The 23,058-nt window shown below is 46.0% G+C and carries 22 protein-coding genes; 16 read left to right on the top strand and 6 right to left on the bottom strand.

Annotation, left to right across the window (positions count from 1 at the left end; all coding sequences use genetic code 11):
* Positions 1-10: 10 nt before the first annotated feature.
* Complete coding sequence (sbcD, locus tag PSI15_RS13155) at positions 11-1,228, bottom strand: exonuclease subunit SbcD (protein ID WP_273583918.1); 1,218 nt, start codon at positions 1,226-1,228, stop codon at positions 11-13.
* Positions 1,229-1,509: 281 nt separating this feature from the next.
* On the opposite strand from sbcD, the gene phoB reads away from it, so the two are divergent.
* The 4 genes from phoB (at position 1,510) to PSI15_RS13135 (ending at position 6,816) form a co-directional block, all read left to right on the top strand.
* Positions 1,510-2,199: a phosphate regulon transcriptional regulator PhoB gene (gene phoB / locus PSI15_RS13150; RefSeq protein ID WP_273583917.1), complete on the top strand. Its 690-nt coding sequence runs from the start codon at positions 1,510-1,512 to the stop codon at positions 2,197-2,199.
* Positions 2,200-2,225: 26 nt separating this feature from the next.
* Positions 2,226-3,536: a phosphate regulon sensor histidine kinase PhoR gene (gene phoR, locus PSI15_RS13145; protein WP_273583916.1), complete on the top strand. Its 1,311-nt coding sequence runs from the start codon at positions 2,226-2,228 to the stop codon at positions 3,534-3,536.
* A gap of 414 nt (positions 3,537-3,950) precedes the next feature.
* Positions 3,951-5,291: a branched-chain amino acid transport system II carrier protein gene (gene brnQ / locus PSI15_RS13140; protein WP_273583915.1), complete on the top strand. Its 1,341-nt coding sequence runs from the start codon at positions 3,951-3,953 to the stop codon at positions 5,289-5,291.
* Positions 5,292-5,502: 211 nt separating this feature from the next.
* A complete protein-coding gene (locus PSI15_RS13135) occupies positions 5,503-6,816 on the top strand; it encodes a sodium-dependent transporter (protein ID WP_273583914.1) in 1,314 nt (437 codons plus the stop codon).
* A 45-nt stretch (positions 6,817-6,861) separates the two neighbouring features.
* On the opposite strand, the gene ggt is transcribed toward PSI15_RS13135, so the two are convergent.
* The 3 genes from ggt to PSI15_RS13120 form a co-directional block, all read right to left on the bottom strand.
* Positions 6,862-8,622: a gamma-glutamyltransferase gene (gene ggt, locus PSI15_RS13130; protein WP_273583913.1), complete on the bottom strand. Its 1,761-nt coding sequence runs from the start codon at positions 8,620-8,622 to the stop codon at positions 6,862-6,864.
* A gap of 194 nt (positions 8,623-8,816) precedes the next feature.
* Positions 8,817-9,419, bottom strand: a complete 603-nt coding sequence (locus PSI15_RS13125; protein WP_045968862.1) for a peroxiredoxin C — start codon at positions 9,417-9,419, stop codon at positions 8,817-8,819.
* A 178-nt stretch (positions 9,420-9,597) separates the two neighbouring features.
* Positions 9,598-10,185 carry an acyl carrier protein phosphodiesterase gene (locus tag PSI15_RS13120; protein ID WP_273583912.1) on the bottom strand — a complete coding sequence of 196 codons (588 nt, stop codon included), beginning with the start codon at positions 10,183-10,185 and terminating at the stop codon, positions 9,598-9,600.
* Positions 10,186-10,305: 120 nt separating this feature from the next.
* On the opposite strand from PSI15_RS13120, the gene queA reads away from it, so the two are divergent.
* The 11 genes from queA to pgpA all read left to right on the top strand — a co-directional run bounded on the left by queA (position 10,306) and on the right by pgpA (position 20,323).
* On the top strand, positions 10,306-11,406 hold the full coding sequence (gene queA / locus PSI15_RS13115) for a tRNA preQ1(34) S-adenosylmethionine ribosyltransferase-isomerase QueA (RefSeq protein ID WP_273583911.1): 1,101 nt from the start codon (positions 10,306-10,308) through the stop codon (positions 11,404-11,406).
* A gap of 116 nt (positions 11,407-11,522) precedes the next feature.
* Complete coding sequence (gene tgt / locus PSI15_RS13110; RefSeq protein WP_273583910.1) at positions 11,523-12,647, top strand: tRNA guanosine(34) transglycosylase Tgt; 1,125 nt, start codon at positions 11,523-11,525, stop codon at positions 12,645-12,647.
* Between the two features lie 124 nt (positions 12,648-12,771).
* Positions 12,772-13,110, top strand: a complete 339-nt coding sequence (yajC, locus tag PSI15_RS13105) for a preprotein translocase subunit YajC (RefSeq protein ID WP_273583909.1) — start codon at positions 12,772-12,774, stop codon at positions 13,108-13,110.
* 28 nt (positions 13,111-13,138) lie between these two features.
* Complete coding sequence (secD, locus tag PSI15_RS13100) at positions 13,139-14,986, top strand: protein translocase subunit SecD (protein WP_273583908.1); 1,848 nt, start codon at positions 13,139-13,141, stop codon at positions 14,984-14,986.
* Between the two features lie 10 nt (positions 14,987-14,996).
* Positions 14,997-15,965 carry a protein translocase subunit SecF gene (gene secF / locus PSI15_RS13095; protein WP_273583907.1) on the top strand — a complete coding sequence of 323 codons (969 nt, stop codon included), beginning with the start codon at positions 14,997-14,999 and terminating at the stop codon, positions 15,963-15,965.
* 134 nt (positions 15,966-16,099) lie between these two features.
* Positions 16,100-16,549, top strand: coding sequence for a transcriptional regulator NrdR (gene nrdR / locus PSI15_RS13090; protein ID WP_045968875.1), 450 nt, complete (start codon positions 16,100-16,102; stop codon positions 16,547-16,549).
* Between the two features lie 16 nt (positions 16,550-16,565).
* Positions 16,566-17,672 carry a bifunctional diaminohydroxyphosphoribosylaminopyrimidine deaminase/5-amino-6-(5-phosphoribosylamino)uracil reductase RibD gene (gene ribD / locus PSI15_RS13085; RefSeq protein ID WP_273583906.1) on the top strand — a complete coding sequence of 369 codons (1,107 nt, stop codon included), beginning with the start codon at positions 16,566-16,568 and terminating at the stop codon, positions 17,670-17,672.
* A gap of 98 nt (positions 17,673-17,770) precedes the next feature.
* Positions 17,771-18,241: a 6,7-dimethyl-8-ribityllumazine synthase gene (ribH, locus tag PSI15_RS13080; protein WP_273583905.1), complete on the top strand. Its 471-nt coding sequence runs from the start codon at positions 17,771-17,773 to the stop codon at positions 18,239-18,241.
* A gap of 30 nt (positions 18,242-18,271) precedes the next feature.
* Positions 18,272-18,688 carry a transcription antitermination factor NusB gene (nusB, locus tag PSI15_RS13075; RefSeq protein ID WP_045968880.1) on the top strand — a complete coding sequence of 139 codons (417 nt, stop codon included), beginning with the start codon at positions 18,272-18,274 and terminating at the stop codon, positions 18,686-18,688.
* A gap of 101 nt (positions 18,689-18,789) precedes the next feature.
* A complete protein-coding gene (gene thiL, locus PSI15_RS13070; RefSeq protein ID WP_273583903.1) occupies positions 18,790-19,839 on the top strand; it encodes a thiamine-phosphate kinase in 1,050 nt (349 codons plus the stop codon).
* Positions 19,832-20,323 carry a phosphatidylglycerophosphatase A gene (gene pgpA / locus PSI15_RS13065; protein ID WP_273583902.1) on the top strand — a complete coding sequence of 164 codons (492 nt, stop codon included), beginning with the start codon at positions 19,832-19,834 and terminating at the stop codon, positions 20,321-20,323. The genes thiL and pgpA overlap by 8 nt, the downstream gene beginning before the upstream one ends.
* Positions 20,324-20,379: 56 nt before the next feature.
* Here pgpA and pcp read toward each other — a convergent pair whose 3' ends face one another.
* Complete coding sequence (gene pcp, locus PSI15_RS13060; protein WP_273583901.1) at positions 20,380-21,045, bottom strand: pyroglutamyl-peptidase I; 666 nt, start codon at positions 21,043-21,045, stop codon at positions 20,380-20,382.
* 258 nt (positions 21,046-21,303) lie between these two features.
* Positions 21,304-21,984 carry a helix-turn-helix transcriptional regulator gene (locus PSI15_RS13055; protein WP_273583900.1) on the bottom strand — a complete coding sequence of 227 codons (681 nt, stop codon included), beginning with the start codon at positions 21,982-21,984 and terminating at the stop codon, positions 21,304-21,306.
* A 481-nt stretch (positions 21,985-22,465) separates the two neighbouring features.
* On the opposite strand from PSI15_RS13055, the gene PSI15_RS13050 reads away from it, so the two are divergent.
* A partial coding sequence (locus PSI15_RS13050; RefSeq protein ID WP_273583899.1) for a transposase occupies positions 22,466-23,058 on the top strand: 593 nt, incomplete at its 3' end.

Here is a 23,058-nt window from a genome sequence, read left to right as displayed (position 1 = left end):
TCTCTTTAGGTTATTGCTGAGAAATATCGTCCAGCGTTTGTTTAAACAGGGTGGTCAGGCGTTGTTTCTGAGCAAGATCGTCTATTTCTGCCAGTGCCAAACGACGCTCGAAGACTTCATGGACACTCAGTTCGCTAAGGGTTTCTTTATTCTGTTCGGACAGTGACAGTTGGCGGGCGCTTTTACTGCGGCGTAACAGGATGATCTCAACGGGCAACCCTTCACTTAAGGTCTGAATGCGTTTCTGGATATCGTGCAGATAATCTTGGGTTGCGACTTCAATGTCCAGCCAAACAGGGCGTTCTCCCTGATATTCCTTAAATGTTTGTAACTGCGCTTCGATTTGCTGCAAATTACCACGAATAAGCTGCATCGGCTGATAATGAGGGATTGTTAACAGTGTGATGCTATCGAGTTTGCCTGATTTAAAATCCACCAGGCAGACACTTTTCTCCTGTTCCACTTCATCAAAACTGAGTGGAATAGGGGAACCGCTGTAGCGGATATGCTCTGATTTACCGATAACTTGCGGGCGGTGGATATGCCCCAGTGCGATATAGTCAGCGGGAGGAAATGCCTGTGCAGGGAAGGCATCTAATGTGCCGATGTAAATATCGCGAACGGAATCTGTTGTGGAAGCCCCTACTGTGGTGAGGTGACCGGTGGCAATAATCGGTAATGGCTGACCAAGTTGTTCTCGTAATGTACAGGCTTGCTGGTAGAGCCTGTGATAGTGTTCGCTGATGGCATCCTGTAATGCCTGCTGTTTTTGTACGCCGGATTGCCCCGCCTGGCTGGTTAAGATATCCCGTGGGCGCAGATAGGGAATGGCGCAGAGGATCGCCCCGGCATTGCCTTCTTTGTTATGCAGGATCTTTATCTGCTGTGCGATATCTTCGGTTTCAGCATTGGCAATTACCGTGGTATTCAGGTAAGAGAGGAGGGATTTTGCTTCGTTGAGTGTGGCAACGGAATCATGGTTTCCCCCAAGAATGACAAGTTGGCAGCCTGTGGGCTGTAGCGCCACAATGAATTTGTTATAAAGCTCGCGCGCATAGCTGGGCGGGGAACCGGTATCAAAGATATCACCGGCAATAATCAGGGCATCAACTTGATGCTGAACGATTTTTTCAATCAGCCACTGCAAAAAGTGCTTATGCTCCGCGGCGCGGCTTTTCGTAAAGAAGTATTGGCCAAGATGCCAGTCAGATGTGTGAATGATTCGCATGAGTTCCCCGCCGTTGCCTGAGTGTTTTTCTTATCCGTTGTGACAGGCGCTAATTATAATGGCAGAGAGAGGGATGTCCTGTGCAATTCGGCATTCTTTACTGAATTTTCGAGCGGCTTCGCATCCAAAATGAAATATAACAACGGTGCAAGATTTTCTCTGGGAGCCAGTTTGTCTTTTACGGATTGAGAAATATAAGGGTTCATAAAAGTGTCATAAAATTGACTCATAATATTTTACGGTGAAAATCGCTGACCTTAATGATATTAGCAGGATTAACCATGGTTAAACGTATTTTGGTCGTTGAAGATGAAGTACCGATTCGTGAAATGGTTTGTTTTGCACTGGAGCAAAACGGTTATCAGGCCATTGAAGTCGAAGATTACGATATGGCAATAAGGCGTCTGTCTGAACCTTATCCTGATTTGGTCTTGTTGGATTGGATGCTTCCTGGGGGGTCGGGGATACAACTTATCCGGCAAATGAAGCGGGATAATAACACCAAGGCGATCCCCGTCATTATGGTCACGGCTCGGACAGAAGAAGAAGATCGGGTACGTGGTTTAGATGTCGGTGCTGATGATTATATAACGAAGCCTTTCTCGCCCAAGGAATTGATTGCCCGTGTCAAGGCGGTTCTGCGTCGCATTTCACCGATGGAAGCGGAAGACGTTATTGATATGGATGGATTGATTCTGGAACCTTCTTCCCACCGTGTTTCCAGTCATGGACAGGATTTGGAAATGGGGCCAACTGAATTCAAACTTCTCCACTTTTTTATGACTCATCCTGAGCGGGTTTATAGCCGTGAGCAATTACTTGACTATGTGTGGGGAACCAATGTTTATGTGGAAGATCGCACGGTTGATGTCCATATTCGACGCTTGCGCAAGGCGCTGGAGACAGGGGAGCACGATAAGATGGTACAGACTGTGCGTGGTACAGGATATCGCTTTTCTACCCGCTATTGACTGTGTATTGATGGGAGTAAAGTCGCGTGCTTGAGCGTTTATCTTGGAAAAAGTTGGCATGGGGTATTGTGCTTTTTTGCTTGCCCGCTCTCTTTTTGTCTCTCTTTATTGGTCACTTGGCATGGCTGCTGGTTATCGCGTTATTTCTGGCATTGGTATGGCATGGCTACAATTTGCTGAAATTATCTGATTGGTTGTGGCTGGATCGCAGGATGCTACCACCAGCCAGTCGTGGCGGCTGGGAACCTATCTTTTATGGCATTTACCAGATGCAGCAACGCAATCGCAAACGGCGTCGTGAACTCACATTATTGATCAAGCGTTTTCGTAGTGGTGCTGAGTCACTGCCGGATGCCGTTGTGATGATGACACAGGAAGGCAATATTTTTTGGTGTAATCGTCTGGCACAACATTTACTTGGGTTTCGCTGGCCTGAGGATAATGGCCAGCATATCTTCAACCTGCTGCGCTATCCTGATTTTAGCCGTTATATCACCGCAAATGATTTTTCTCGCCCTCTGTCCATCGAGTTGAATAATGGCAATATGATGGAATTTCGCATTATGCCTTATTTTGAGACACAATTATTGATGGTTGTGCGCGATGTGACTCAAAAACGACAGTTGGAAAATGCCCGGCGAGATTTTTTTGCCAATGTGAGCCATGAACTGAAAACCCCCCTGACTGTACTGCAAGGTTATCTGGAAATGATGGAAGATCAGATGGTTGGTAATAAGGTGCATCAGAAAGTCATCGGCACGATGCGGGAACAAATACAAAGAATGGATGGTTTGGTTCAGCAATTGCTGCATCTTTCCAAAATTGAAGGGGGACCACAAGTGGACATGAGTGAAATTGTGAATGTTCCCAACCTATTAAAAATATTGCAGCAGGAAGCGGTGGCCTTGGGAAATGAACAGTATGATATTGTGTTTGATATTGATGAAAAGCTGAAAGTTTTTGGTAATGAAGAGCAACTGCGCAGTGCCATGTCCAACCTTGTCTATAACGCGATTAGGCATACTCCTTCGGGAACACGGATTGAGGTGAGTTGGCAAAGTGTTTCTCAGGGGGTGCGGTTCACAGTGAAAGACAATGGTGGTGGGATTAGTGCGGAACATTTACCTCGCCTGACAGAACGTTTTTATCGCGTCGATCGTGCCCGTTCGCGCCAGACTGGCGGCAATGGGTTAGGGTTGGCGATAGTGAAACACGCATTGCATCACTACAATACTCATCTCAATATTTCCAGCACGTTAGGCAAGGGAGCCGTGTTTAGTTTTCTGTTGGCATCTCAGCTTATTGTTCCTGCTGAAAATAGTTTTATAGAGAAATGATAAGATTAGTGGAATTAAGTAGTAACAATATGGATAAAAAAGTAGGGATAAAAAAATATGGACAAAAAATAGCTTATCAATCAGTGAGAACGAAAAATGTACAAATCATATAGTGTGTATTCAATGATAGATAACAATAATCACTGATTTTAAAAAGTAGTTTGGAATATTGTTCTGGTTTTTGGTTTGTCGCTTGCCTTTTGACACTATAAAAGTTTTACTTGGGGGCAGTTATTGGCGATTATAGCTGTAATTACCACTACCATTCTGTATTTTACGATTATCAGTGAATATGAGGTCGCTCACTGACTATGAAATCAGAAGCCAGTCTCGCCAGTGAAAATTCAAGTGTTTGCGATAGTGACTGTCTGTCGCAGAGGCATTTCTTTTGGTAATAACACATTAACAATTATTATGGCATACCGTTTATCATCTAAGGATATTTGGGCATTAGGCTTTATGACCTTTGCCTTGTTTGTTGGTGCGGGAAATATTATTTTTCCGCCTATAGTTGGCTTACAGGCTGGAGAGAATGTTTGGATCTCAGCCGCCGGCTTTTTGCTAACTGCGGTTGGCTTGCCGGTTATCACCGTCACTGCGTTGGCAAAAGTGGGTGGGGGGATTGAAGCTCTCAGTGCACCGATTGGCAAAGCGGCGGGTTTGGTTCTGGCAACGGTCTGCTATCTGGCGGTCGGCCCATTGTTTGCGACGCCCAGAACGGCAACAGTTTCTTTTGAAGTGGGTATTGCCCCCCTTGTTGGCACTGGTAAGTTTCCTCTATTCATCTATAGTGTGGTCTATTTTGCACTCGTGATGCTAATTTCATTGTATCCGGGCAAACTGCTCGATAGCGTCGGCCGTATATTGGCACCAATCAAAATTCTGGCGTTGGCCATTTTGGGGATTGCGGCGGTACTGTGGCCGGCTGGTGATCCGATTTCTGCTATCGAGACTTATCGGGAAATTCCATTCTCAAATGGTTTTGTCAATGGCTATTTGACCATGGATACCCTGGCCGCAATGGTATTCGGTATTGTGATTGTGAATGCTGCCCGTTCCAGAGGGGTTAAGGATTCTTCCCTGTTGACCCGTTATGCGATGTGGGCCGGCTTGATTGCTGGTCTTGGCTTGACGCTGGTGTACCTCTCTTTGTTCAAGCTAGGCGAAGGCAGCGGCACGTTAGTGCCTACCGCAGAAAATGGTGCTGTGATTTTGCATGCCTATGTCCAAAATATTTTTGGTAACTATGGTAGCTTCTTCCTCGCGGTACTGATTTTCGTTGCTTGTATGGTCACTGCTGTCGGTTTGACTTGCGCTTGCTCTGAGTTTTTCAGTTGTTATTTGCCGTTGTCCTACCGTACCTTGGTATTGCTGTTAGGCACATTCTCTATGCTGGTTTCAAATGTGGGCTTAAATCACTTGATTAAGTTTTCAATTCCAGTCTTGACGGCAATTTACCCACCTTGTATCGTACTGATATTGTTAAGTTTTACTATTCGCTGGTGGCATAACTTCACACGCATTCTGGTTCCTGCCATGTCTGTCAGCCTGCTGTTTGGGATTTTAGATGCAGTAAAAGCGTCTGAATATCTGTCCCATTTGCTGCCTGAATGGGCGCAGCATTTGCCATTGGCAGATCAGGGTCTGGCCTGGTTACTACCTACTTTGCTGATTATCGTTGTCTGTGCCATTTATGACCGCATCGCAGGAAGCGTAAAGCTCCCAAAGTATGAAATGCAGCATGAAGAAAAGTAGCATTCTGTCTCTTGCAAGTATCAGTGAATATGATGCTTATCGCTGACTGTTAAACCTTAATCCAGTTTTACCCGTGGAAACTCAAGTGGTTTTAATGGTTACTGTTGATGTGTAATTATATCTATAACAATAAGTTAATAATTATTATGACATACCGTTTATCATCTAAAGATATTACATGTGCTGACACTGTATCTGTTCGGAGGTTAGCATGAGTCAACAATGGACATCCCGTCTGGGGCACGTATTAGCAGCAACCGGATCTGCCGTTGGTATTGGTGCCATCTGGAAATTTTCATATGTTTCAGCAACAAATGGTGGCGGTGCATTTCTGATTGTCTTTTTATTGTTTAGCTTTGTGATTGGACTAGCGGTTCTGTTAGCCGAAAACATGCTGGGAAGCTATACGGGTGAAGTGGCCGTTAATGCATTTAAAAAATTACTGGGTAAACACTGGGGATGGGTTGGCTTTGTCGGTGTATTCAGTTCATGGTGTATTTATAGCTTCTACAGTGTTGTCGGTGGCTGGACTATTGGTTACACGGTGATGGCGGGTACAGGAAAGTTGCATATCACCGACATTTCTCAACTGACATCTATTTTCACCAATTTCATCAGTAATCCATGGTGGCCGATAATCGCACATCTGGCATTTTCAGGGCTAACCTGTTTCGTGGTCTTATCGGGTGTGCAAAAAGGTTTGGAAAAATCAGTTAAGGTCATGATGCCATTGTTATTCTTGATCATGATAGTGTTAATTATTGTTGGCATCCGTTTGCCGGGTTCATCAGAAGGGCTAAAATTATTCTTATATCCAGACTTTAATAGTTTGACTGGGAAAGGTGTTTTAGATGCATTAGGGTTGGCATTTTTTTCATTGTCTATCGGCTTGGGTATCCATATTACGTACAGTTCCTATTTGCCTAATAACAAAGGGATTGCTAAATCGAGTATCTGGGTTGTCATCCTCTCCAGTTTGGTCTGTATATTGGCTGGCCTGATGATCTTCCCTGCTCTGGCCGCTGCTGGCTTAGAACCCAATGCGGGACCCGGATTAACGTTTATGACGATGCCAATTTATTTTGCCACGCTTCCTGGTGGCTCAATTTTAGCCGTCATTTTCTTTTTATTGTTATTAATGGCCGCACTGACCTCAGCCATTTCATTACTTGAGCACATTGTTGCTTATGTTCAGACACGTTTTCAATGGTCGCGCCGTAAAGCATGCTTAATCGTCACGGCATCGATCATGTTAATGGGTATCCCGGTTTCCTTATCTTTTGGTCCCCTGAGTCACGTCACATTAGGTGGAAAAACCATCTTCGACATGCTGGACTTTATTACTTCCAACGTCCTGATGCCATTATTCGGGATTATCATTTGCCTCGTATTTGGCTGGTCACGTAAGGTCAATGCGCTTATCCCGGATAATATGTCATCGCGGAATCGTCAGTGTTTACTGTTTATCTGGCGATATGTCGGACCTTTATGTATTGGCGTGATTTTGGTCCACGGGCTGATTTGATAACGTTAAACGGGCGGTTTATCCATCAAACCGCCCGTTAGCCATTTAATAACCAATCGCGGCACCGGCAGGTCGCCGTGCATCATTGGAGCCGTAGATATAGCCTTCACGGACAATGCCTGATACGGCGGAATCATTGCCTGATGAAACGGGTTTCACACCCGCAGCACCCGGCAATCCAATCATAATTAACTCGGTTGCGCCCCAGGGTGTCTGTTCCACCATTTTATAGCCCATTTTCTCCAGTAAATTAATCGTATCTTTCGATAAGCCACGTTGCTCATAATAGACCTCATCAGGTAGCCATTGATGGTGGAACCGTGGGCTATTGACGGCTTCTTGTGGTGGCATGTTGAATTCGATGATATTCAGGGCAGCTTGTAGTGTGATGGAGATAATGCGCGAGCCTCCCGGAGAACCTAAGACCAGAAAGATCTTATTATCTTTGGTCACCAGTGTCGGGCTCATTGATGATAGCGGGCGCTTACCAGGAGCAATGGAGTTGGTTGCACCCTGGACTAGCCCATACAGATTTTTCTCACCAATTTTAGTGGTGAAATCGTCCATTTCATCGTTAAGGAAAAAGCCTGTTCCTGGTGCAATCACGACAGCACCAAAACGGCCATTGATGGTATAAGTCGTTGATACTGCGTTGCCTGCTTTATCGACCACGGAATAGTGGGTGGTTTCAGGTTTTTCATGAGGGCCAATGCCGGGCTGAATATTCACTGATGGGGTGGCTTTGTTGGGCTGAATCTCTTTTCTGATCGATTCGGCGTAGCTTTTACTCAACAGTCGGTCAAGTGGGTTGTCGATAAAGGCGGGATCGCCCAGAGAGGTATTTCTATCCATGTAGGCGTGGCGCATGGCTTCTGTCAATGTGTGAATATAGGCGGCAGAGTTGAACCCCATGGGTTTAAGATCGTAGCCTTCAACAATGTTTAATATCTCGCATAACGTTACACCACCAGAGCTGGGGGGCGGAGAAGAGATGAATTTGTAGCCTCGGTAACGACAGGTGACAGGGAGTGTTTCTGTGACGTGGTAATTGGCGAAATCTGCTGCGCTTATTATTCCCCCTGATTTTTTAGACGCTTCTTCGACTAATTGGGGAATTTTGCCGTGGTAAAATGCATCAGGCCCATGTTTGGCAATCATTTCCAGTGTGTTAGCCAAATCAGTTTGGATGAGTCTGTCCCCGGGTTCAAATGGCGTACCATCCTTGCGCAGGAAAATACGGGCAGCTTCCGGATCTTGGGCGAAGCGCTTAACGGTGGTGTCCAGAACATCGGTATCGCCACGGGTGAGAATATAGCCTTCACGAGCCAGTTTGATAGCCGGTGCCATGACTTGTTCGCGGGTCAATGTGCCGTACTTTTTCAATGCCTCTTCAAATCCCATGACTGTGCCCGGTACAGCAATCGCTTTATAACCATACAGGCTGGCACCTTTGATAATTTTTCCGTCTTTATCCAGATACATATCAGCGCTGGCAGCAGCCGGCGCGGTTTCACGGAAATTAATGAAAGTATCTTTGCCATTAGCGAGATGGATAGTCATAAAACCACCACCGCCAATATTGCCGCAGCAGGGGTTAACCACCGCCTGGGCATAGCCAACGGCAACTGCGGCATCAATGGCGTTTCCGCCCATTTTGAGAATATCGATGCCAGCTTGTGAAGCAAGGCGCTGTGAGCTGACAACCATGCCTTGTTTGGCTTCAACCGCAGGCTCAGTGGCAGAATAAAGTGGGGCGGCAATAAGTAGGGAAACAGCGATAAGTGGAATTTTCCATGATTTAAACATGTATTGTTCTCCTGATATAAGCCGGTTGTTAATGGCTGGATGTTAATGAATTTGGGTGTTTGTAATATTTTTGTTTCTAATGCTTGGTTCACCTTATCTAAAGAATGAGATTTTTGGAAATAAAAAAACCAGCCGATGGGACGGCTGGTTTTGGATAGTTCGAATATAATGAACTGATTGAATCTTGATGGATATTACAGCTTATCAGCGTTCTTGGTCAGGTATTTTGCGACGCCTTCAGGTGAAGCGCCCATACCTTCTTGACCTTTCGCCCATTGTGCAGGACAAACTTCGCCGTGCTCTTCATGGAATTGCAGAGCGTCAACCATACGCAGCATTTCATCGATGTTACGACCCAGTGGCAGATCGTTAACCACTTGATGACGGACAACACCGTTTTTGTCGATCAGGAAAGAACCACGCAGGGCAACGCCAGCTTCTGGGTGCTCAATGCCGTAGGCTTTCATGATGTCACGTTTAATGTCAGCAACCATTGGGTATTTGACTTCGCCGATGCCACCTGCGTTGATTGGGGTCTTACGCCATGCATTGTGAACGAATTCAGAGTCGAAGGAGACACCAACAACTTCAACACCACGTTTCTGGAATTCTTCATAGCGATGATCGAAAGCAATCAGCTCAGAAGGGCAGACGAAAGTGAAATCCATTGGCCAGAAGAAAAGAACAGCAGGGCGGCCATTCAGGTGTTTTTTCAGGTTGAAGTTATTAACTATTTCACCGTTACCGAGAACGGCAGTCGCTGTAAAGTCAGGGGCTTGGCGGGTGACTAAAACCATAATTGACTCCTGTGATTTTAAAAGGTGTGATGTAAAAACGGGTTACAGCATAAGGAATTAGGGTATAGCAATAAAGGATAAAATACCAATTGATATAATAGGTTTTACCTATCAATAGGCTGTTTTTAATTCCTTTTGGACTACATTAAGATAAAGCTATTTATAAAAAGTTCAAGTCCTATCCAAGCAGACGCTTATTTGACGCTAATGCCATCATCTCTGGGTAGAACTGGCAAAATAGCGTTTCAAAATCAAGGTAATGATTTTCGATATCCCGATACGAACCGGCCAGTGCGGATAATTTCGGCCGCTGGCGTGCCATGTTTTGCAACACATTGGCGATACATGACATATCAGCATAACGGATAAGCAAGTTCTGTGACCAAAGGGTATTGTTCAATGCTTGAAATTTTTCCGGGGTTGAGGCGAGATGAGGTTCTATATTGCTGCGGGCAAAACTGACAAACTCAGGCAACGAGTAATGTTTTTCAAATTTGTCCCAATGAAGGGAAAGAAAGTGATCCCAGACAATATCAAGAGTAATGGGGGCAACGCGCCGATATTCGTCACGGAATAATTTGCGTGCCTGTGTGACAAGCGGATGCTGGTCTGTCAGGCTGTCTACCCGACGATGCATCCGGATACCCGCCACAATATCAGGACTGAATGCGCCTTCCGGGGAACCCCGAACGAAATCCGCCATCAAATTTCCCAATAAGGAGCTTTCCGCTAATGCCGCTAAATGAAGGTGTGCAAGAAAATTCATGGTGAGAGTATACCGTAAAAGAGTATTCCGTAAGTAGTTAAACCAAGCGCTTCTTTGGTTGCACCCTGGCGTTTGCAGCACTAGACTAGTCCGCCTGTTTTTTTAATTGATACAGATAAAATGCGTGTCGCTGATTTTACATTTGAACTGCCAGAAGAGCTGATTGCTCACTATCCCCAGCCGCAACGAAGTGCTTGTCGCTTGCTTTCCCTTGATGGTGAAACAGGCAAGCTGTCGCACGGTATTTTTACTGATGTGCTGGATAAGCTGGAAGCCGGTGATCTGTTGGTTTTCAATAATACCCGCGTCATTCCTGCGCGTCTGTTTGGCCGCAAAGCGACGGGGGGAAAGTTGGAAGTTTTAGTCGAAAGGATGCTGGATGATAAGCGAGTACTTGCTCACATTCGTGCGTCCAAGGCACCAAAAGAAGGGACTGAACTGATTCTTGGTGGTGATGTTCTTGGTGAAGATGCTCTTGGTGAGGCTCGAAGCATTAAGGCAACGATGCTGGCGCGTCACGATACTTTGTTTGAAATCCGTTTTGATGATGAGCGTGATGTCTTGACCATTTTGGATCAGATCGGTCACATGCCACTGCCTCCATATATCGCTCGCCCTGATGAAGATGCGGATCGTGAATTGTATCAGACTGTCTATAGTGAACGTCCAGGAGCGGTGGCGGCTCCAACTGCCGGATTGCATTTTGATGAACCCCTTTTGGCTGCCCTGCGTGAAAAAGGCGTCGAGATGGCCTTTGTCACCCTGCATGTTGGTGCCGGGACTTTCCAGCCTGTGCGGGTGGAGACGATTGAAGATCACGTGATGCACGCCGAATATGCGGAAGTGCCACAGGAGGTCGTGGATGCGATACTGGCGTGTAAGGCACGTGGTAATAACGTTGTTGCGGTAGGAACAACCTCCGTCCGTTCACTGGAAAGTGCCGCGAGAGCTTGTCAGGATGGGATTATTGCGCCATTTTTTGGTGATACTCAGATCTTTATCTATCCTGGATTTGAATATCAGGTTGTAGACGCACTGATCACCAATTTCCATTTGCCCGAATCCACACTGATCATGCTGGTTTCTGCGTTTGCCGGTTATCAAAATACCATGAGTGCCTACAAAGAAGCGGTAGCAGAAAAATATCGCTTTTTCAGTTATGGTGATGCCATGTTTATCAATCGCAATAAAATGGCAGCAAAAGAGATGGTATCCAAATAAATTAATTACTTTGAAATAAAAGCGTTTAAAATCAGAATATTTTTCATTTCAGCTCCGCTGATTTGAATGGCATCTAAACATCGCATCGGACTGTTTTTCTGATGTCTGGAGGTTAAGTGAAATTTGAGTTACAAAAGACGGATGGCAATGCCCGTCGTGGCCGCCTGGTTTTTGATCGTGGTGTTGTGGAAACACCGGCATTTATGCCCGTGGGAACTTACGGCACGGTAAAAGGCATGACACCGGAAGAGGTGAAAGAAACCGGAGCGCAGATCCTGTTAGGGAATACTTTCCACCTTTGGTTGCGTCCGGGGCAGGAAATCATGAAATTGCATGGTGACCTGCATGATTTTATGCAGTGGCAAGGCCCTATTTTGACTGACTCTGGCGGTTTTCAGGTTTTTAGCCTCGGTGCCATGCGTAAAATCAAGGAAGAGGGAGTTCACTTCCGTAACCCTATCAATGGAACGCCGGTGTTTCTCAGCCCGGAAAAATCCATGGAAATCCAATATGACTTGGGTTCCGATATTGTCATGATTTTTGATGAATGTACGCCCTATCCCGCGGACTGGGATTACGCGAAACGTTCGATGGAAATGTCATTGCGCTGGGCTGCCCGTAGTCGCCAACGTTTTGATGAGTTGGGTAATAAAAATGCCTTGTTTGGTATTATTCAAGGTAGTGTTTATGAAGACCTGCGTGATGTTTCCATAAAAGGGCTGGTGGAAATCGGCTTTGATGGCTACGCTGTAGGAGGGCTGGCGGTTGGTGAACCTAAAGAAGATATGCACCGTATTCTGGAACATGTTTGCCCTCAAATCCCACAAGATAAGCCTCGCTATTTGATGGGCGTCGGCAAGCCGGAGGATTTGGTAGAAGGGGTTCGTCGTGGTATCGATATGTTTGACTGCGTGATGCCGACACGTAATGCCCGCAATGGTCACCTGTTTGTGACCGAAGGGGTGATTAAAATCCGTAACGCCAGACACAAAGAAGATACCGCTCCGTTGGATGAACATTGTGATTGCTATACTTGTCGCAATTATAGTCGGGCTTACCTCCATCACCTTGATCGTTGCAACGAAATTCTTGGTGCAAGGCTGAATACGATACATAATTTAAGGTATTATCAGCGTTTGATGGCTGGAATTCGCCAGTCCATTGAAGAAGGCAAACTGGCACAGTTTGTCGACGCGTTTTATCAGCAGATCGGTAAACCCGTTCCGCCGTTAAATATATAATTTATCGTGACTAATCAGCCTCAATATGTGTAGCATATTGGGCTGGTTTTTGATCGAGCCACTGTCGATTGTCAATAATACTATTTTCGACAGTCATATTTTCGATAACAATGAGGGAAGTTTGATGAGTCTTTTTATTTCTGAAGCTGCGGCAGCCGCTGGTGCACCAGCGCAAGCTCAGGGGAACCCATATTCTCTAATTATCATGCTGGTTGTTTTCGGTTTGATTTTCTATTTCATGATCCTGCGTCCACAACAAAAACGTACCAAAGAACATAAGAAACTGATGGATTCCATCTCCAAAGGAGATGAAGTACTGACTTCTGGCGGTTTGGTTGGTCGTGTCACTAAAGTGTCTGAAACAGGCTATGTTGTTATTGCACTGAATGAGACCACAGAAATAACCGTCAAACGTGACTTCGTTGCCGCCGTTCTGCCGAAAGGTACAATGAAGGCTATTTAATTTTCCGATTTTCCCGAAGGGAACTGCCGTGTTGAACCGTTATCCTTTGTGGAAGTATCTGATGCTGATCGCTGCGATCCTCATCGGTTTGCTTTATGCACTTCCCAACCTTTATGGTGAGGATCCGGCTGTACAAATCACTGGTGCGCGAGGCATCGCCGCCAGTGAAAAAACGCTGGACCAAGTCCGTAATGTTTTAGAACAAGATCAAATCAAAAGTAAGTCCATTGCGTTGGAAAATGGCGCAATCCTTGCTCGTTTCAATAGCACTGATGTGCAGCTTCGTGCGCGTGAAGCACTGGTCTCTGCATTGGGTGAACAATATGTCGTGGCATTGAACCTCGCACCTGCAACGCCTATTTGGTTAAGCGCCGTCGGTGCTGAACCGATGAAACTGGGGCTTGACCTGCGCGGTGGTGTTCATTTCTTAATGGAAGTGGATATGGAAACCGCACTGGGCAAATTGCAGGAACAGAATATTGATAGCCTGCGCACTGAACTGCGTGATCAAGGTATTCCTTATTCGACTATCCGTAAAACGGATAATTACGGCGTCGAAATGCGTTTCCGTGATAATGATGCACGTTCTAAAGCGGAAAGCTATCTTGAACCCCGCCACCGTGACTTAGTGTTCTCCACTGGTGCAGAAAGCACGCTGAAAGCGGTGATGAGTGATGAGCGTCTGCGTGAAGCGCGGACTTATGCGGTACAGCAGAACATCACTATCTTGCGTAATCGCGTCAACCAATTGGGGGTTGCGGAACCTCTGGTTCAACGTCAAGGTGCCGACCGTATCGTCGTTGAATTGCCCGGTATTCAGGATACTGCCCGTGCGAAAGAGATTCTTGGCGCAACCGCAACCCTGGAATTCCGTCTGGTCAATGCCAATGTTGATCAGAACGTCGTGCAATATGGTCGTATCCCAGCTGATTCCGAAGTGAAAGAGACCCGTGATGGCAGCCCAGTTGTGTTGTACAAGCGGGTTATCTTGACGGGCGATCATATTACCGATTCGACTTCCAGCACGGATGAAAACGGTTATCCGCAGGTGAATATTTCGCTGGACAGTGCTGGTGGCACAGCGATGTCTAATTTCACCAAAGATAATTTGCATAAACCAATGGCAACGCTGTTTGTGGAATACAAAGACAGCGGCAAGAAAGATGCCAATGGCCGTGCGATTTTGGTTAAACAAGAAGAAGTTATCAACATTGCTACGATTCAGTCCCGTTTGGGTAACAGTTTCCGCATAACAGGCATTAGCAATCCGGCGGAAGCGCGCCAGTTATCGCTATTACTGCGTGCGGGGGCGTTGATCGCACCAATCCAGATTGTGGAAGAGCGTACCATTGGGCCAACGCTGGGCTTGCAAAATATTGAGCAGGGCCTTCAAGCGTGTTTGTGGGGGCTGATTGCTTCTATCGTATTTATGGTGATTTACTACCGCAAGTTTGGTCTGATTGCGAGCACTGCGCTGCTGGTTAACTTGGTACTCATTGTTGGTATTATGTCCCTGTTGCCGGGAGCGACGCTGACCATGCCGGGGATTGCCGGTATCGTCCTGACACTTGCCGTTGCCGTGGATGCGAACGTATTGATCAACGAACGTATCAAAGAAGAATTGCGCAATGGCCGTTCAGTCCAGCAGGCCATTTATGAAGGTTATCGAGGAGCGTTTTCCAGTATCATCGATGCAAACCTGACGACGTTGATTACGGCCATCATTTTGTATGCCGTGGGGACTGGCTCTATCAAGGGCTTCGCAATCACTACCAGTATTGGTGTGGTGACTTCGATGTTCACTGCTATTGTGGGAACACGTGCAATCGTGAACTTGCTGTACGGTGGCAAGCGTGTCAATAAGTTGTCAATTTAAGGAGCACGTTGTGGCACAGGATTATACTGTTGAACAATTAAACTATGGGCGTAAAGTTATCGACTTTATGCGCTGGGACAACGTTGCCTTTGGGATTTCGTTCCTGCTGTTGGTCGCTTCCATCATGATGATAGGCGTTCGTGGGTTTAACTGGGGGCTTGATTTTACCGGTGGAACGGTCATTGAGGTGCAGCTGAGTAAACCCGCGGATCTGGACAAGATGCGTGCGAGCCTGAATCAGAATGGCTTTGCTGACCCGCTGTTGCAAAATTTCGGCAGCAGCCGAGATGTAATGGTTCGTATGCCACCTGTGGCAGGGAATGCTGGGCAGGAACTTGGCAATAAGATTATCTCGGTGATTAATCAGAATATCGATAAAGAGGCCAAGGTTAAACGGGTGGAATTCGTTGGCCCCAGTGTCGGGAATGAACTGGCTCAGACCGGCGCGATGGCATTACTGGTGGCCTTGATCTGTATCCTGATTTATGTCGGTTTCCGCTTTGAATGGCGTCTGGCACTGGGGGCAGTGATTGCACTTGCCCATGACGTGTTGATTACACTGGGTATTTTGTCGTTGTTTCGTATCGAAATTGATCTGACTATCGTTGCATCGTTGATGTCCGTTATCGGTTACTCATTGAACGATAGCATCGTTGTGTCGGATCGTATTCGTGAGAACTTCCGCAAGATCCGCCGTGGTACGTCGTATGAAATCACCAACATTTCCCTGACTCAAACCCTCAGCCGTACGATTATGACTTCTGCAACCACTTTGTTGGTGGTATTGATGCTGTACATTTTCGGTGGCGAAATGCTAAAAGGTTTCTCGTTGGTGATGTTAATCGGTGTTTCTATCGGTACAATCTCTTCTATCTATGTTGCTTCTGCACTGGCGTTGAAGTTGGGAATGAAACGTGACCATTTGATCCAGCAGAAAGTTGAGAAAGAAGGGGCGGATCAGCCCTCTGTTCTTCCCTGAAATTTTGTGGCATCGTTTTGCATGATTGAGCGCTGATATTGCATAAACACCCTGTGAGCACTTACTGACAGGGTGTTTTTCATCATCACTTCAAGGTACACTGTTATCCCTTCGGTTAACTATCAGGAAACGATATGCATTGCCCATTTTGCGCAGCCGTTGATACTAAAGTTATTGATTCCCGCTTGGTAGGGGATGGCTCACAAGTGCGCCGTCGCCGTCAGTGCCTGGAATGTCATGAACGTTTCACGACGTTTGAAGTTGCTGAATTGGTGATGCCGCGCGTCATTAAAAGTGATGATATTCGGGAGCCTTTCGACGAGGAGAAATTGCGTCGTGGAATGCAGAAGGCACTGGAAAAACGTCCTGTCAGCTCTGATGATGTAGAAACAGCGATCAGCCATATTAAATCACAGGTACGAGCAACCGGAGAGCGTGAAATTCCGGCCAAAATGATCGGCAATTTTGTCATGGATGCCCTGAAAAAATTGGATAAAGTGGCCTATATCCGTTTTGCCTCTGTTTACCGCAGCTTTGAAGATGTTCGCGAATTCGGTGAAGAGATAGCCAGACTACAAGACTAAACACTGACTAAACGTTATGACACTTGATGAAATCTATATGTCCCGCGCACTGGAGTTGGCACAGCAGGGACGCTTTACAACATCCCCAAATCCGAATGTGGGTTGTGTTATCGTGAAGGATGAGCAGATCGTTGGGGAAGGTTTTCATTTACGGGCGGGCGAGCCTCATGCCGAAGTTCATGCCTTGCGCATGGCAGGCGCAAAAGCCAAGGGCGCTACCGCTTATGTGACCCTTGAACCGTGCAGCCATCACGGTAAAACACCGCCTTGTGCTGATGCTTTGATTGCCGCAGGCTTAAGCCGTGTGGTAGTTGCGATGCAAGATCCCAATCCGCACGTTGCCGGACGTGGTTTGTATAAATTGCAGCAAGCCGGCATTGCCATTGAACATGGTTTGATGATGGGACAGGCAGAATCCCTGAATAAGGGTTTTTTTAAACGTATGCGGACAGGGTTCCCATACCTGCAATTGAAACTGGGTGCATCATTAGATGGACGGACAGCGTTGGCATCGGGGGAAAGCAAGTGGATTACCTCACCGCAAGCCCGTCAGGATGTGCAGAAACTACGGGCACAATGCAGTGCCATTTTGAGTTCCAGTGCAACAGTATTGGCAGATGATCCTTCCCTGACCGTCCGCTGGCATGAGCTGGATGCTGAAACACAAGCTGTTTATCCGCAAGCCTTGCTCCGCCAGCCAATCCGTATTATTACGGATAGCCAAAATCGTGTGACGCCACAGCATCAAGTTGTCCGGCAAACCGGGGAATGTTGGTTAGCACGTATCAAGCAAGATCAGCAAGAATGGCCTGATCATGTCGAACAAATTTTATTACCGGAACAGGGTGACGGTGTTGATTTAGTGTTGCTGATGATGCAACTTGGTCAGCGTCAGGTGAATTCTGTCTGGGCGGAATGTGGACCGGCTTTGGCGGGGGCTTTGTTATCGCTGGGCTTGGTCGATGAATTGATCCTTTATATCGCGCCTAAAGTGTTGGGTAACCGTGCCCGTGGGTTGCTTGATATTCCTGAATTGGAAAAATTATCGGATGCACCTGAATTTTCTCTGTTTGATGTCCAACAGATTGGCCCTGATGTGCGTCTCCGCTTACGACCGCGCTAGGTGTTCTGATTTCAGTTTGGACATAAACCAAGACGCAGAGAAAAATAATGTGATAAGATCCGCGCCCCTGCGGATATGAATAAGGTATAAGGAAGGCTATGAACGTAATCAAAGGTGTTGTTGCAGCGCCTAAAGCCCGCATTGCTATTGCGATTGCCCGCTTTAACAACTTCATTAATGACAGCCTGCTGGAAGGAGCCGTTGATGCATTGGAGCGCATCGGCCAGGTTTCTACAGACAATATCACCGTCGTATGGGTGCCAGGCGCCTATGAACTGCCATTAACTGCCAAGGCGCTGGCCGAATCGCAAAAATATGATGCGGTTATTGCTTTGGGAACAGTGATCCGTGGCGGTACAGCCCACTTCGAATATGTTGCCGGCGAATGCAGTTCAGGCTTGTCCAGTGTGGCAATGTCCAGCGACATTCCTGTCACATTTGGTGTTTTGACAACTGAAAATATTGAGCAGGCAATTGAACGCGCAGGGACTAAAGCGGGTAATAAAGGTGCGGAAGCTGCCTTGACCGCATTGGAAATGATCAATGTAATCAAAGCCATTAAGGCTTAAGTTTTTTTAGTTTTAATTAAGGGGAATTTTGTGAAACCTGCTGCTCGTCGTCGTGCTCGTGAGTGTGCTGTTCAGGCAATTTATTCATGGCAATTATCCAAAAACAGCATCGCTGATGTTGAATTGCAGTTTCTGTCAGAGCAGGACGTAACCGGTGTTGATGTCACCTATTTCCGTGAATTGCTGTCTGGGGTAGCAGTCAATGCTACAAAATTGGATGCCTTGATGGCGCCTTATCTTTCCCGCCAGCTCGAAGAGTTAGGTCAGGTAGAAAAAGCTATCTTGCGCGTGTCGATGTTTGAACTAAGCTTTCGTGATGATGTTCCCTACAAAGTGGCTATTAATGAAGGCATTGAACTGGCAAAAGTGTTTGGCGCTGAAGATAGCCATAAATTCGTAAATGGGGTGTTGGATAAAGCAGGGCCGGCAGCACGCAAGAAGAAGTGATTGCTTGCCAGGAGTTCCCCATTATAACTCGATGATTTTACACATGAGGCCGGATTTCCGGCCTCATGTGCTCATCATTGGTCACTTTTTGGAATTCTATTATGGCATGTGGTGAATTTGACCTCATTGCACGTTATTTCAATTGCCACCTCGTCCGCCGCCGTGATGTCAGCCTGGGGATTGGTGATGATTGTGCACTGATAACCGTAGCAGATAAGCAAGAATTAGCGGTCACAACGGATACATTGGTTGCGGGTGTCCATTTCCTTCCTGATATCTCACCGGAAGATTTGGCCTATAAAGCATTAGCTGTCAATATCAGTGATCTGGCTGCCGTTGGGGCTGATCCCGCTTGGGCATCGTTGGCGTTAACGTTGCCTGACGTCAATGAGGATTGGTTAAAACGATTTAGTGATAGTCTGTTTGAACAGTTGAACTATTACGGTATGCAGTTAATTGGTGGGGATACGACAAAAGGCCCCATGAGTTTGACGCTGACCGTACATGGATTGGTGCCGGCTGGCAGGGCGTTGCGTCGTGCCGGGGCGAAAAACGGCGATTGGATTTATGCCACCGGTACCTTGGGTGACAGTGCAGCAGGGCTTGCCTTGCTGCAAGAGCGCCTGATAGTGGAAGATCCTGCGATCCACAACTGGCTGGTCAAGCGCCATCTCCGTCCACAACCCCGCGTTTTACAAGGACAGGCATTACGTAATCTGGCATCTTCCGCGATTGATTTGTCTGATGGATTGATTTCTGACCTCAACCATATTCTGACAGCGAGCCAATGCGGGGCACGTATCAATCTGGATGCGTTACCTTATTCGCAAGCGATGCAGCAATATGTCTCTCCTGAACAGGCATTGAAATGGGCGTTGAGTGGCGGGGAAGATTATGAGTTATGCTTCACCGTCCCTGAGCTCAACCGTGGCGCGTTAAATATGGCATTGGCTCATGCCGGCGCGAGCTTCTGCTGTATTGGGCAAATCAGGCCAGAATCAGAAGGCATCCGCTATTTTAACCATAACGAAGAGATTGCATTGGATCTGAATGGATTTGACCATTTTAAAACGGATAAAAAACCGGTAGTACCTTGTCCGCCGGTTGCGCATCAGGAAGAAAATGATCAAACGGAGGGAACGCATGGATGATGCAAAACGCCACTTAAAAATGAGTAACCCGTGGCATTTATTGGCGACGGGCTTCGGAAGTGGTTTATCGCCGATTATGCCGGGCACAATGGGTTCCGTGGCGGCGATCCCTTTCTGGTTGTTGCTGGCTCAGTTACCGACATGGGGAGTTTGGCTGGCGATTGTGTTGGGAACCGTCATTGGCTGCGTAATTTGCCAGAAAGCCGCCGATGCCATGAAGGTGGACGATCCGGGTTGTGTCGTCTGGGATGAATTCATTGGTATGTGGATCACACTGATGGCGATCCCGGTGCTCAACTGGCAATGGGTTTTGGTTGGCTTTGTGGTATTCCGCATTTTTGATATGTGGAAACCGTGGCCGATCCGCTGGTTTGACCGCTATGTGAAAGGCGGTATCGGCATTATGCTGGATGATATTATCGCGGCAATCTTTGCGGTTATCGTTATCTGGCTACTGAATATCTACCAAGTGTTACCTTTCTAAATGAAATAGCCACTGAGTTACAGTGGCTATTTTTCAGTTTTTTCAGCTTACTTTTTTCAGCTTATTGCCCCGCCTGTGGCGGTAATATCTTTTTCATTTTTGCATGTTGATTCGATGGCGATTTTCAATGCTGCCGTCATCATCTCTGCCGTCATACTGGGTGTTGTACCAGAGTGTCTGGCTGCCTGTTCGGGCAAATAAGGAACATGGATAAAGCCGCCCCGTACAACGGAGGCAGGTTGATGCAAATTACGTTGATGCAAATAATGCAGCAAACCGTACATCACATGGTTGCAGACGAAAGTTCCTGCCGTTTGAGAGACGGTTGCAGGAATGCCGGCAGCATTTAGCGCATTTACTATGGCTTTGATGGGCAGGGTAGAAAAATAAGCCGCAGAACCACCTGTAATCACAGGCGTATCAATCGGCTGTTTGCCGGCATTATCCGGAATACGGGCATCGTTAATATTGATTGCGATGCGTTCTACGCTGATATTGGGTCTGCCTCCGGCTTCTCCGACGGTAATTACCACTTCGGGTTTAACCCGTTCAATGGCGGTGTAGAGATGTTCCAGAGAAGCATCGAAAACGCAAGGCAATTGGCAAACGTCAATCTTCGCACCCGCAATTTGGCCTCCCTGCAATGGCCTGACGGCCTCCCATGATGGATTGATGGTTTCACCACCGAAAGGCTCAAAAGCAGTGACTAAAATCGTTTTCATAACGGTTCCTTATTGTTGTTTTATAAGATCATGAAAAAGTAAAGCCGGAATTTGTTGGTCATCAGTAAAACGTATCCGATGGGAACTTGTGCCTTTTGTTGAGCAATAAATAGATTGCGATTAACAAATAGGCAAATAAAATCCGCATCGGATTGTAAAAATGGAATGCAGATCACTTATTGGATGAAAACATGTTTAATGGATGAGGTGTTTTTCAGGTTGGACACGGATTATTGTGGATGCCGAAAAATTTAGGGTTCAGTCAAGAATACGGCTTTCAGGACGCAAAAATCTCTCTGGTACATAGAGATCGAAATTATTAATGCGACAGTATTCTTCTAATTGTTGGGCAGAGCTAACCCCCGCTTTTTTATATATTTGAGCGGTATAATTTTCGACAGTACGGTAGGAGATATTTAATGTCCTGCCAATTTGTTTGCTGGTATATTTATGTAGAGAGAGAAAAATAATATCCCATTCACGTTGGGTAAATAAATGAGCAGGAGGTTGAAATATAATGGAAGCAGGGAGTTTTCCATGATATAGGCGGGTTAATGAATAATCTTGGGCTTTCCATAAGTGATATATAATTCCTATACAGTCACCGTTTTCATGGTAAAGAGGTGATTTTTCACAAAAATAAGAGGATAACGTTTTCTCTTCTCCCCAAATATGTGTTTCTAGTGAAACATAGGACTTTTCTTCCTGCATGACCTTTTGATCATGATGAATATAGGCTTTTGCAAACTCAGCACCATCCCAAGGCAGATCTTTATCATAAAGTCCTTCAAAATCAAATGAATCGGGAAACCCTTTAAGCACACTTAATGCTTTGTTGCCATAAATAAAACATGAGTTATTATCTTTAATTCCCCAAGGATCGTGACTTATTGCCAGTGTGTTAATGATTTGAGGTGAAATGATAGGTTTATTACTCATGGTCTTTTTCCTTCATTATTTTTTGAATCATATAATATGGCACAATAATTAGAGAGTCAAAGGTTGGATATGAACATTTAAATGTTCATTGATTACAAACAAGTGCTTAATGCTGTTTATTTGCCCTAAGATAAGAGATGTAAATTAAAGTATTTTATACGCTTCCAATGTCGCAAAAAATAGTTAAAACTCTCAAGTGTTTCAACGGTAAAAAATTTCATGGATATTTATTGCTCAACTCTTAGTGCCTTATACTAGCACCAACACCAGGGAAAAAGCTGTAATAATATAAAAATAAATATGAAAATTTTAATGTAATACAAACTTAACACTTTAGGTAACTCAATTGAAGGAGAGAAGAAAGAATAATAGCAACGGTCTTCTTACTTTAGGGAACCTCTAAAAACTTTTCACAGCTACCAAATTGAGGAAAATAGAGACACAATACATCCCTCCCTCCCTACAAGGTAGCGCCGTCATGATACCGCCTCGTTCTGCTTTAAAAAAAGATAAGCTGGCAGCCGAATACCATCGTCGAAAAATTGATGAATTAGGCGATCCACTGCTTGTCCTTGATAAGTATGTTGATTTCTCGGCACTGGCTGACACGGTAGACCGGGTCGCGCCACGGATTATTTCTCCCAAAGGCGGACGCCCGCCATTCCCGACTGAGGTGATGGTTCGCATCATTATCCTGAAACATTTCCATAATCTTTCCGATGAAAAGATGGAATATCAATTACTTGACCGCATGAGTTGGCAACGTTTTTGTCGTTTGACCGATGTCATTAATATTCCAGATCGCAATACCATTTGGTATTTCGAAAAACGGATTGGTCAGGAAGGGGCCAGGGCGTTGTTTGACGAGGCGAAGCATCAGCTTTCGGCACAGGGATTTATCCCTCGTGGCGGCCAAATCATTGATGCCACGTTGATTCCGGTTCCTAAACAACACAATAAGAAAGAAGAGAATGAACAAATCCGTCAGGGTCAAGTCCCTGATGACTGGACGAAAAACAAACGGTGTCAGAAAGATACCGATGCAACCTGGACGAAAAAACACGGTAAAAGTTA

This window comes from Xenorhabdus sp. PR6a (assembly GCF_028599065.1).
In the GTDB taxonomy this organism is placed as follows: domain Bacteria; phylum Pseudomonadota; class Gammaproteobacteria; order Enterobacterales; family Enterobacteriaceae; genus Xenorhabdus; species Xenorhabdus doucetiae.
This window is presented reverse-complemented; position numbering and strand designations above follow the sequence as displayed.

Bases quoted from the DNA above. Each gene is read 5' to 3' on its own strand.
- yajC (WP_273583909.1), top strand. From the start codon at position 12,772: ATGAGTCTTTTTATTTCTGAAGCTGCGGCAGCCGCTGGTGCACCAGCG.
- PSI15_RS13055 (WP_273583900.1), bottom strand. From the start codon at position 21,984: ATGAGTAATAAACCTATCATTTCACCTCAAATCATTAACACACTGGCA.
- pcp (WP_273583901.1), bottom strand. From the start codon at position 21,045: ATGAAAACGATTTTAGTCACTGCTTTTGAGCCTTTCGGTGGTGAAACC.
- PSI15_RS13135 (WP_273583914.1), top strand. From the start codon at position 5,503: ATGAGTCAACAATGGACATCCCGTCTGGGGCACGTATTAGCAGCAACC.
- PSI15_RS13125 (WP_045968862.1), bottom strand. From the start codon at position 9,419: ATGGTTTTAGTCACCCGCCAAGCCCCTGACTTTACAGCGACTGCCGTT.
- ggt (WP_273583913.1), bottom strand. From the start codon at position 8,622: ATGTTTAAATCATGGAAAATTCCACTTATCGCTGTTTCCCTACTTATT.
- pgpA (WP_273583902.1), top strand. From the start codon at position 19,832: ATGGATGATGCAAAACGCCACTTAAAAATGAGTAACCCGTGGCATTTA.
- nrdR (WP_045968875.1), top strand. From the start codon at position 16,100: ATGCATTGCCCATTTTGCGCAGCCGTTGATACTAAAGTTATTGATTCC.
- brnQ (WP_273583915.1), top strand. From the start codon at position 3,951: ATGGCATACCGTTTATCATCTAAGGATATTTGGGCATTAGGCTTTATG.
- ribD (WP_273583906.1), top strand. From the start codon at position 16,566: ATGACACTTGATGAAATCTATATGTCCCGCGCACTGGAGTTGGCACAG.
- sbcD (WP_273583918.1), bottom strand. From the start codon at position 1,228: ATGCGAATCATTCACACATCTGACTGGCATCTTGGCCAATACTTCTTT.
- PSI15_RS13120 (WP_273583912.1), bottom strand. From the start codon at position 10,185: ATGAATTTTCTTGCACACCTTCATTTAGCGGCATTAGCGGAAAGCTCC.
- queA (WP_273583911.1), top strand. From the start codon at position 10,306: ATGCGTGTCGCTGATTTTACATTTGAACTGCCAGAAGAGCTGATTGCT.
- thiL (WP_273583903.1), top strand. From the start codon at position 18,790: ATGGCATGTGGTGAATTTGACCTCATTGCACGTTATTTCAATTGCCAC.
- ribH (WP_273583905.1), top strand. From the start codon at position 17,771: ATGAACGTAATCAAAGGTGTTGTTGCAGCGCCTAAAGCCCGCATTGCT.
- phoB (WP_273583917.1), top strand. From the start codon at position 1,510: ATGGTTAAACGTATTTTGGTCGTTGAAGATGAAGTACCGATTCGTGAA.